General features: G+C 64.3%; 10 protein-coding genes. 9 read left to right on the top strand and 1 reads right to left on the bottom strand.

Annotated features, from left to right (window positions below):
- The coding region (locus EN935_RS09885; protein WP_164771065.1) for a GntR family transcriptional regulator at positions 1-431 on the bottom strand (431 nt) is incomplete at its 3' end.
- 143 nt (positions 432-574) lie between these two features.
- Between EN935_RS09885 and EN935_RS09880 the strand changes: the two genes are divergently transcribed.
- From EN935_RS09880 to EN935_RS09840, 9 genes are all read left to right on the top strand, one after another.
- Positions 575-1,162, top strand: coding sequence for an amino acid synthesis family protein (locus tag EN935_RS09880; protein ID WP_126069863.1), 588 nt, complete (start codon positions 575-577; stop codon positions 1,160-1,162).
- Positions 1,155-2,933 (top strand): alpha/beta fold hydrolase, encoded by a 1,779-nt coding sequence (locus EN935_RS09875; RefSeq protein ID WP_127265293.1) that lies wholly within the window; start codon positions 1,155-1,157, stop codon positions 2,931-2,933. The genes EN935_RS09880 and EN935_RS09875 overlap by 8 nt, the downstream gene beginning before the upstream one ends.
- Positions 2,934-2,938: 5 nt before the next feature.
- The gene (locus EN935_RS09870) at positions 2,939-3,997 is read left to right on the top strand and encodes an LLM class flavin-dependent oxidoreductase (RefSeq protein ID WP_109661374.1); all 1,059 of its coding nucleotides are present in this window, start codon (positions 2,939-2,941) and stop codon (positions 3,995-3,997) included.
- Complete coding sequence (locus tag EN935_RS09865) at positions 3,994-5,472, top strand: aldehyde dehydrogenase (RefSeq protein WP_127373295.1); 1,479 nt, start codon at positions 3,994-3,996, stop codon at positions 5,470-5,472. The genes EN935_RS09870 and EN935_RS09865 overlap by 4 nt, the downstream gene beginning before the upstream one ends.
- Positions 5,473-5,651: 179 nt before the next feature.
- Positions 5,652-6,590: an ABC transporter substrate-binding protein gene (locus EN935_RS09860; protein WP_245469029.1), complete on the top strand. Its 939-nt coding sequence runs from the start codon at positions 5,652-5,654 to the stop codon at positions 6,588-6,590.
- Between the two features lie 66 nt (positions 6,591-6,656).
- Positions 6,657-7,517: an ABC transporter permease gene (locus tag EN935_RS09855; RefSeq protein WP_127265812.1), complete on the top strand. Its 861-nt coding sequence runs from the start codon at positions 6,657-6,659 to the stop codon at positions 7,515-7,517.
- Position 7,518: 1 nt separating this feature from the next.
- A complete protein-coding gene (locus EN935_RS09850; protein WP_127265814.1) occupies positions 7,519-8,319 on the top strand; it encodes an ABC transporter permease in 801 nt (266 codons plus the stop codon).
- On the top strand, positions 8,316-9,392 hold the full coding sequence (locus tag EN935_RS09845; protein WP_127373294.1) for an ABC transporter ATP-binding protein: 1,077 nt from the start codon (positions 8,316-8,318) through the stop codon (positions 9,390-9,392). Before EN935_RS09850 ends, EN935_RS09845 begins: the two co-directional genes overlap by 4 nt.
- Before the next feature lie 126 nt (positions 9,393-9,518).
- Positions 9,519-9,965, top strand: coding sequence for a hypothetical protein (locus EN935_RS09840; RefSeq protein WP_245488913.1), 447 nt, complete (start codon positions 9,519-9,521; stop codon positions 9,963-9,965).
- Positions 9,966-10,568: the final 603 nt, after the last annotated feature.

The raw sequence follows: 10,568 nt of genomic DNA, 5'->3' as shown, positions 1-10,568 counted from the left end.
GTTTCGTAGAACTTGGTCGTCGCCCGCATCACCTCGACCGGCGCGCCTGACGCCCAGGCGTCGAGCAGGTTCGTCAAGGCCGCATCGAGCGAGGCGATCTGCGCGTCGGTGGCCGACAAGGCGCAAGTCCGCGCCGCGATCCCCTCCAGCAGCGCCCGCAGTTCGTAGATTTCATCGGTGCGGCCGAGATCCGGCTTGGCGACGGCAGGTCCATGGCCCGGTATCATCTGCACCAGGCCTTCCGCCTCCAATTGCCGCAGAACCTCGCGCACCACGGAACGGCTCACGCCAAGCTGATCGCAAAGCGGCCGCTCGACCAGCCTTTCACCAGGCTGGAAGTGGAAGCCCATGATCGCATCGCGCATGCGTTCCAGCGCCAGCGTCCGCAACGTCTTGGTAGAGCGGTCGATCCGCAGCGTAACGTCTGACATTTTTTCTCCGCCTTCGCTTGCGCCGCCACAAAACAGATTCCGCAGCCGATTGACAAGGTCCTTGGCGCTCCATAGTATGGTATACCATAAGACGATACAGGGATGACGGCGCTGCACCGCGCCATCGCGGCCAAGGACTGCTGATGAAACCGGCCATTCGAAAGACCGTCACCTACATCGAGAACACGCTTATCGAGGGCGGCAAGGCCGCACCCAGGCCGTTGCGCCTGATTGGCGTGGCCGCTGTGCTGACGAACCCCTGGGCGGGCCGCGGTTTCACCGAAGACCTGTCGCCGGAGATCCGCGCCATCGCTCCCGTCCTCGGCGAACTGCTGACGCGCGAGATCATCGCCGTCGCCGGTTCGGGCGAGGCGATCGAAGGCTACGGCAAGGCCGCCATCTGCGGCACGGCGGGCGAGATTGAGCATGCGTCGGCGCTGATCCATACGCTGCATTTCGGCAATCACTATCGTCGAGCGGTGGGCGCCAAGACCTATCTCGCCTTCACCAATCTGCGCGGCGGGCCGAATACGCCGATCATGATCCCGCTGATGGACAAGAACGACGAGGGCCGCCGCTCGCACTATCTGACCGTGCATTTCCAGATCGGCGACGCCCCCGCCCCCGACGAACTGGTGGTGGCGCTTGGCGCTTCGATCGGCGGCCGCCCGCATCACCGTATCGGCGACCGCTATCAGGACCTCAAGGAGGTGGGAGACCTGCATGGCTGATGTCGCCGCCCCCGCATGGGTTCGCAACACGGCGCCGGACGGCACCGGCTTCATCCGCGCCGGCTCCGGCACGCCGGTTCTGCTCATTCACGGCGTCGGCATGAACGCAACGATCTGGCAGGATCAGATCGCGTCGATGCAAGACCGCCACGACCTCATCGCCATCGACATGCTCGGCCACGGCACCTCACCTTTGCCGCCGGAACATGCCGCCCTTTCGGATTTCGCCGATCAGGCGCTGCGTCTGCTTGACCATCTCGGTCTCGCCTCGGTGTCGATCGTCGGCCATTCGATGGGTGCGCTGGTCGCTCTGGAAATCGCCCTTCGCGCGCCTTCGCGCGTCCGCTCCATCGTCTGCCTCAACGCGGTGTTCCGCCGACCCGAGGCCCTGGCGCAGGCCGTGCGCCAGCGAGCGGCGGCGCTCGGCACGCGTGGCGATCCTTCCGCCATCGCGGCAACGCTTGCCCGCTGGTTCGGCGACCCGCTGCCAGAGAGCCTGGTGGGGGCGGCCGCCACCGCCCGCGCGGCTCTTGAAAGCGTCGACCCGGAGGGCTACGCGCGCACCTATTGCCTTTTTGCCCATGCCGATGCCCAGCATGCCGATGCCCTGGCCGGGCTGGCCGCACCAGCCCTGTTCATGACCGGGTCTGACGACGGCAATTCGACCCCTTCCATGTCGGCGGCGATGGCGAGGCTCGCGCCGCACGGTCAATGCCTGGTGCTCAGCGGAGAAAGGCACATGATGGCAATGGCTTCGCCCGAAAAAGTGACTCGACACATCAGCGCCTTTCTTGACGCCGAAGCCGCGACGCCGCAGGCCGATCCCGCCTTCGACAGCGGCGAATTCCGGCGCGCGCTCGGCTCCTTCCTGACCGGCGTCACCATCGTCACCACGGTCAGTGCGGAAGGCGAGCCGCGCGGCTTCACCGCCAACTCCTTCACCTCGGTCTCGCTCGATCCGCCGCTGGTGCTTGTCTGCATCGCCAAGAAGGCGCTGGGACACAGCGCCTTCTCGACGTCGAAGGGCTTTGCCATCAACATCCTGTCGGAGAGCCAGAAAGCCCAGTCCGGCATCTTTGCCTCCAAGGCCGCCGACAAGTTCGCGAGCGTGGCCTGGCAACCGGGACAGACCGGCAATCCCCTGATCGACGGTTCCGTCGCGGTGTTCGATTGCGCCATGCAGCAGTTGGTCGACGCCGGCGATCACTCGATCCTGATCGGCCGCGTGCGCGATTTCAGCCACAATGGAGCACAGCCGCTCGGCTATTGCCGGGGCACCTATGTGACGCCCGGCCTCAGCCAGGAGGCGCTGGCGGCCGCACCCCCGGACACGGAAGTCGGCGCCATTCTCGAGAATGACGGCCGCGTGCTGTTCTTCGAGACATCCGACGGCTTCCACGAATTGCCGGCCGGACGCGGACTGGGCACGCCGAAAGATCCGCGCAGCCTCAAGGGGCACCTTGCCGCCAAGACTATCGACGCGCAACTCGGCTTCCTGTTCGCCGTCTGGGACGACACAGCCGCTCCGTCGCGCACGCATGTCTATTATCGCGGAACGATCGACGGCCAGTGTTCCGATGATCGACGGATCCGGCTTGTCGACATCGAGCAGATAACCGATCTCAGGATCGCCGACCCTGCGGTGCGCTCGATGCTTGCCCGCTATGTTCGCGAACGCACGGAAGATGCATTCGGCGTCTATGTCGGCAACGAGGTCGAAGGCGAAGTCCGGCCGCTCGCCAAGCCAGTTCTTCTTTCCGGTCGCGGGTGACGCTGATGAAATTCTCGCTGTTCGTCCACATGGAGCGCTCGGATCTGGCCAAGCCGCATTCCGAGCTTGTCGGTGAGCTGGAAGAGCTGGTTGTGCAGGCCGAAGAGGCAGGCTTCGAGACCGCCTGGATCGGCGAGCATCACGGCATGGAATTCACCATCTCGCCGAACCCGTTCATCAACATCGCCTGGCTCGCCGCCAAGACCAGGCGCATCCGGCTGGGCACCGGAACCATCGTCGCGCCGTTCTGGCACCCGATCAAGCTTGCCGGCGAAGCGGCGATGGCCGACGTCATCTCCGGCGGCCGCCTCGACATCGGCATTGCGCGCGGCGCCTACGCTTACGAATACCAGCGGCTTTTTCCCGGCCTCGAGGCCTGGGGAGCCGGCCAGCGGATGCGTGAGATGGTGCCGGCGATCCGCGGCCTGTGGGATGGCGATTTCGAACTCTCCGGCGAGTTCTGGTCGTTCCCCTCGACCACGTCGTCGCCCAAGCCGCTGCAAAAGCCCTATCCGCCGATCTGGGTGGCAGCGCGTGATCCGAACTCGCACGACTTTGCCGTTGCCAGCAAATGCAATGTGCAGGTGACGCCGCTGGCCTCCGGCGACGGCGAAGTGGCCAGCCTGATGGAGCGCTTCAACACCGCCTGTGCTGCCCACCCCGACATAGCGCGGCCGGAAATCATGCTGCTGATGCACACCTTCGTTGCCGAGGACGCGGCCGATGCCGATCGCCTGGTGCAGGATTTGTCGCAATTCTACTGCCAGTTCGGCGCCTGGTTCCAGAACAAGAAGCCGGTGCGCCAGGGCATATTGGAGCCGCTGAGCGAGGCCGAGATCGCGGCCATGCCGCAATATGCGCCGGACAAGATCCGGCAGAACCTCGTCATCGGCGAAGCCGACGAGGTGATCGCCAGGCTGAAGGCCTATGAGGCGCTGGGCTACGACCAGTATTCGATCTGGATCGACAGCGGCCTGTCCCATGAGCGCAAGAAGAAATCGCTGCAGCTCTTCATCGACAGGGTGATGCCGGCTTTTGCCGAACCGAAAGCGGGATCGCGATGAGCACCGCTCAATTCAGGAACTATATCGACGGCAGCTTCGAGGATGCGGCAGCGACCTTCGACAGCATCGACCCGTCGACCGGCACGGCATGGGCCAGGATGCCTGCTGCGTCATCCGATGACGTCGATCGCGCCGTCGAAGCCGCCCACCTTGCGCTGCGCTCCGGCCCATGGGCAGCGATGACGGCAACGGCGCGCGGCAAGCTCCTGGTGCTGCTCGGTGATCTCGTCGTCGCCAATGCCGACCGGCTGGCGGAACTCGAGACGCGCGACACCGGCAAGATCATCCGCGAGACCCGCGCCCAGATCGCCTATGTCGGCGACTACTACCGCTACTATGGCGGGTTGGCCGACAAGAACGAAGGCGCGTTCGTCCCCATCGACAAGGCGGATATGGAAGTGACGATCAGGCCCGAGCCGATCGGCGTCGTCGCCGCGCTCGTGCCGTGGAATTCGCAGCTCTTCCTGTCCGCCGTCAAGCTCGGGCCGGCGCTGGCCGCCGGCTGCACCGTCGTCCTCAAGGCTTCGGAGGATGGCCCTGCCCCGCTGCTCGCCTTCGCCAAACTCGTCCATGAGGCCGGCTTTCCCGCCGGCAGCGTCAACATCCTGACCGGCTTCGGCCATGATTGCGGCCAGCGCCTGACCAGCCATCCGCTCGTCGCTCGTGTCGCCTTCACCGGCGGTCCGGCAACCGCCCGCCAGATCGTCAGGAACACGGCGGAAAATCTCGCCTACACGACGCTCGAACTGGGCGGCAAAAGCCCGGTCGTGGTGTTTGCCGACGCCGATCTCGACAGTGCCGCCAACGCCGTCGTCGCCGGCATCTTCGCCGCCACCGGCCAGAGCTGCGTCGCCGGCTCGCGCCTGCTGGTCGAGCGTTCGGTGAAGGACGAATTCCTCGCCCGGTTGAAGCGCAAGGCAGAAGCGATCCGGATCGGCGACCCGCAAGATCCCGCAACCGAAATGGGGCCGCTTGCCACCTCCCGGCAGCGCGACTGGATCGAGAAGATCGTGATGGCAAGCCTTGCCGCGGGCGGACGGCTGGTCACCGGCGGGGAGCGGCCCACCGGCCACGAAAGCGGCCTCTATTACGCACCGACGATCATCGATGCCAACGACAACACCGGCCTGCCCTGCGTGCGCGAAGAACTCTTCGGTCCGGTGCTCAGCGTGCTCGCCTTCGATACGGAAACCGAGGCGCTCGCGCTTGCCAACGACACGCCGTTCGGCCTGGCGTCCGGCGTGTTCACCACCAATCTCGCCAAGGCCCATCGCATGGCGCGCGGCATCCATGCCGGCGTGGTCTGGGTCAACACCTACCGGGCCGTCTCGCCGCTGGTTCCGTTTGGCGGCTATGGCCAGTCGGGCCTCGGCCGCGAAGGTGGCATGGACGCGATCCGCGACTACACGCGTTCGAAATCGGTGTGGATACGCACCTCGGACGACCCGATTCCCGATCCTTTCGTCATGCGGTAGCCGCCGCAGGCCGGGGAAACGCGATCAAGGCGAAAACGCCGGTCGCAAACAGAAAACAACGAAAACAAACAGAGGAGAACGACATGAAACTGATCACCACCGGCGTCCTTGCCCGCCTTCTTGCAACAACACTTCTCGCAACGACACTTCTGGCAACGACGGCCGCAAGGGCCGAGGACATGGTGTTCACCTCCTGGGGCGGGACGACCCAGGAAGCGCAGACCAAATCCTGGGCCGAACCGTTCACGGCCGCATCCGGCATCAAGGTCATGCAGGACGGCCCGACCGACTACGGCAAGCTGAAGGCGATGGTCGACGCGGGCAGCGTCAACTGGGATGTCGTCGACGTCGAGATGGATTTCGCCATCAAGGCGGCCAAGGATGGCCTACTCGAGCCGATCGACTTCGCCGCAGTGCCGAAGGCCGATCTCGACCCGCGCTTCACCACCGATCACGCCGTCGGCAGCTTCTACTATTCGTTCGTGCTCGCCTGGAACAAGGGCGCCGTTTCGGGCGACCCGGCCGGCTGGGCCGACATGTTCGACACGAAGAAATTCCCGGGCAAGCGGACCTTCTACAAATGGTCGGCGCCCGGCGTCATCGAGATCGCGCTGCTGGCCGACGGCGTGCCGGCCGACAAGCTCTATCCGCTCGATCTCGACCGCGCCTTCAAGAAGCTCGACACCATCAAGTCCGACATCGTCTGGTGGGGCGGCGGCGCGGAGTCGCAGCAATTGATCGCGTCCGGCGAAGCGACGTTCGGCCAGCTGTGGAACGGCCGCGTCTTCGCGCTGGAGAAGGACGGCGCCGATGTCGGCGTCTCCTGGAACCAGAACCTGACGGCGGCCGACGTGCTGGTGGTGCCGAAGGGCGCCAAGAACAAGGACGCCGCGATGAAGTTCCTCGCCGCGGCGAGCAGCCCGGCCGGCCAGGCGAAGTTTGCCGAAGCCAGCGGCTATGCGCCTGTTAACACCAAAGCCAAGGCCGAGATGCCGGCCGATGCGGTGAAGGCGCTGCCGGACGCCCATATCGACGGGCAGATCAACCTCGACATGAACTATTGGGCGGAGCACCGCGACGAGATCGCCACGCGCTGGTATGCCTGGCAGGCGAAATAAGCCTGTCCCTTGAACAGCAAGGGACGAGACGGCCACACCGTCTCGTCCCTTAGCCGGATCGCTGCCATGTCGGTCGAAACACGCCAGAGCCTACCAACATTCCGCATGCCGGCAGGCCTCAACGGCCTGCTGCCGGCGCTGGTCCTGATCGTGCTGTTCTTCGTCGTGCCGGTTCTGGCCCTGCTCTTGCGCAGTGTCACCGAGCCCGAACCCGGCCTGCAGAACTACGCGACGCTGCTGGGTGACGGCACCTATGCGCGGGTGTTCTTCAACACCTTCCTGGTCGCGTCGGTGGTCACTATCGTCACGGTCCTCGTCGCCTTTCCGGTCGCCTGGATGCTGGCGATCATGCCCTCCGCACTCGCCTCGATGGTCTTCGGCGTCATCATCCTGTCGATGTGGACGAACCTGCTGACCCGCACCTATGCATGGATGGTGCTGCTGCAGCGCACCGGCGTCATCAACCGGACGCTGATGGCCGCTGGAATCATCGACCAGCCGCTGCCGCTCATCAACAATCTCACCGGCGTCACCATCGGCATGGTCTACATCATGCTGCCCTTCATGATCCTGCCATTGGTCGGTACGTTGCGGGCGATCGACCCGATGACGCTGCGTGCCGCGGCACTGTGTGGCGCCAGCCCCTTCCAGGCATTCCGCCGCATCCTGCTGCCGCTGTCGCTGCCCGGTGTCGCCGCCGGCGGCCTGATGGTCTTCGTCATGTCGCTCGGCTACTTCGTCACCCCGGCACTGCTCGGCGGCACCTCGAACATGATGCTGGCCGAAATGATCGCGCAGATGATCCAGTCGCTGCTCAACTGGGGGCTGGGCAGCGCCGCAGCCTTCATCCTGCTTGTCGTCACCATGGCGCTCTACGCGCTGCAGCTGCGCCTTGTCGGGGCCAGGCGCATCAGCGGAGGCGCCTGAGATGCTGCTCGACTATGACCGTATGGGCTGGCTGAAAATTGCCCTGCTCGGCTTCACCGCTCTGGTTGCCGGCTTTCTCCTGCTGCCTGTCGTCTTCATCGTCCTGCTCTCCTTCGGCTCGTCGCGTTGGCTGGCCTTTCCGCCGCCCGGCGGGACGCTGAAATGGTACCACGAGCTGTTTGCCGATCCGGCCTGGCTCGACGCTGCGCTGACCAGCGCCAGGATCGCCACCATGACGGCGATCCTGTCCGTGGTGATCGGCCTTCTCGCTTCCTTCGCTTTGGTTCGCGGACAGTTTGCCGGGCGTGAGATCCTGCGCGGCCTGCTGCTGACGCCGATGGTGCTGCCCGTCGTCGTCTTCGCCATCGCCATCTACGCCTTCTTCCTGCGCCTCGGCCTCGGCGGCACCACGATCGGCTTCGTCATCGCCCACACCGTGCTGGCCCTGCCCTTCGCCATCATCCCGATCGCCACCGCACTGGAAGGCTTCGACAAGTCGATCGAGGACGCGGCCATCGTCTGCGGCGCAAGCCCGCTCGAGGCCAGGCTCAGGATCACCTTGCCATCGATCCGCATCGGCATCTTTTCCGCCGCGATCTTTTCCTTCCTCGCCTCCTGGGACGAAGTCGTGGTGGCGATCTTCATGGCGAGCCCCAGCCTGCAAACCCTGCCCGTCAAGATATGGGGCAGTCTGCGCTCGGATCTGAGCCCGGTGATCGCCGCCGCCTCCAGCCTGCTGGTCGGGCTGACGCTGGCCCTGATGGTGGTGACGGCACTGCTGCAGCGAAAGGTCAAGACATGACCCAGCCCTTCCTCTCCATCCGCAATCTGCGCAAGGCGTTCGGCGCCATCACCGCCGTGCACGACGTCACCCTCGATATACCCAAAGGCGAGTTCCTGACCTTCCTCGGGCCTTCAGGCTCGGGAAAGTCGACGACGCTCTACGCCATCGCCGGCTTCCAGGATCCGAGTTCCGGCGATGTCGAGCTGGAAGGAAGATCGCTGCTTGCCGTGCCTTCGCACAGGCGCAACATCGGCATGGTGTTCCAGCGCTACACGCTGTTTCCGCATCTGACGGTGGCCGAGAACGTCGCCTTTCCGCTGCGGGTTCGCCGCCGGCCGGAGGCCGAGGTGAAGAAGAAGGTCGCCGACATGCTGGCCCTGGTGCGGCTCGAAAGCTTCGCCCAGCGCTTGCCGGGCGCCCTGTCGGGTGGCCAGCAGCAGCGCGTCGCGCTCGCCCGTGCGCTGGCCTACGATCCGCCTATCCTGTTGATGGACGAACCCTTGTCGGCGCTCGACAAGAAATTGCGCGAAGAGATCCAGGGCGAGATCCGCCGCATCCATCGCGAGACCGGCGTCACCATCCTCTACGTCACCCACGACCAGGAAGAGGCGCTGCATCTGTCGGACCGGATCGCACTGTTCCGGGACGGCCGCATCGAGCAGACCGGCAGCGGCGAGGACCTGTATCTGCGGCCAGCCACCGATTTCGTCGCCGGCTTCATCGGCAATTCGAATTTCCTCGCCGCAGAACATCTTGACACCAAGGATGGCACGGCAACAATCCGGCTGGCCGACGGTTCGGTCGTCTCCGGCGTCAGGGCCAACGGCACGTTCGGCAAAGGCCAGAAGACCAGGCTGATGATCAGGCCGGAAGCGTTTGGCATGGAGAGGCGCCCGGCGAGCGCGGAACTCAACGTCGAGATCGTCGATGTCGCCTTCTACGGCGAGCGCCGGCGCATCGTCGCGCGCACCGCCGGCGGCGAGGGGGTCGACATCAGGCCGACCTCCGCCGCCATGCAGTCGCAGGACCTGACGCCCTGCAGCCGGCAGGTCTTTTTCGATCCGACAGCGGCGTTCCTGTTTCCTGCCTGACATGCCGGTTGATTGTCTGGAGTCGACCAGAGCGGCAAATACAGTGGCCCTATGCGCATCGCGGCACAGCAAGGCAGCCCGCAATCTTGATCGCGCGGCAAATGATTCCGGTCATGGAATCCCACTTTGGCCGAAACGAGCAAAATCCGAAAAAGTTTCAAGCTTTTTTCGACTATATTTTACCCGGGATTGGCCTGCTTCCTGGAACTTTCATCCAAACCTGTCGTTTTTCCAGACGATCGTTGCTCGACGATCTCAAAGCAACAGGAGGATTGTACCATGAACATCAAGATGATCTGCTTGGGCGCCATGGCGCTTTCGATGGTCGGCGGCGCGGCGTTTGCCAAAACGTCGGCTCTCGACGATCCGGCCAAGATGCAGCCCTTCTACACCGACTCCAGCATGAAGACGATGGTCAGCAACGACGACTTCGTGAAGGCTTGGAAGGCCCTAACGCCGGACGACCAGACCGCGATGATGAAGGCCTGCGAGGACGAGTCGAAGGACGCCACTGCGGCCAACAGCCATCCGGAATTCTGCAGCAGCGTGAAAGCGAACGGCGGCAGCAAGTAGCAATCCACTGAACCGACGAGAAAAACAGCCCCTTTGCGGGGCTGTTTTGCGTCCGGGCTTCGAAACGGGCAAGCCCGCAGCCTGTCGGCTTCAAACCCTGATCGTCGAGCGGGACCTGTCAGTCCGTCACTGAGACCGCGCTCGCCACGACATTTGAGAGCTTCTGGCGCTTTACCAGCACAGGCTTTTCGTAGGTCTTTTTCACGGGATATCCTCTGCTCCCAAGCGAGCGCTTTAAAGGGCGCCCGTGGCACGATGTTGTCAAGCCAAAGCTAAAAACACCGGGATGGCACACAGAAAGCAGCCAAAGATCGAAGGGGGTTTGTTATCTCCCGGAACTGGGTGGACCCGCTGTCACGGTGGACAGCTTCCCGCGCTTGTCGAGCGTCGGCTTCTCATAAATCTTCTTCATCGATGTCCCCATGGCCCGAATGACAACGCCAAGAGGCATCAGCCGTGCCCGCCCTGTCAAGCTGCGGCCAAGAACGTTTTGGTGAGCGTCGCCAGACCTGGACCGTCTCCCACTCCCTGCATCGTCGTCCCATTCTGGTCATGTTGCACTGCGATAGATTTGTTGCGTTGCGATATCAGCCTGCCCCGCCG

It is taken from the genome of Mesorhizobium sp. M7D.F.Ca.US.004.03.1.1 (assembly GCF_003998635.1).
In the GTDB taxonomy this organism is placed as follows: domain Bacteria; phylum Pseudomonadota; class Alphaproteobacteria; order Rhizobiales; family Rhizobiaceae; genus Mesorhizobium; species Mesorhizobium loti.
The sequence above is the reverse complement of the archived record's forward strand: the minus strand, read 5'-3'. Positions and strand labels throughout refer to the sequence as shown.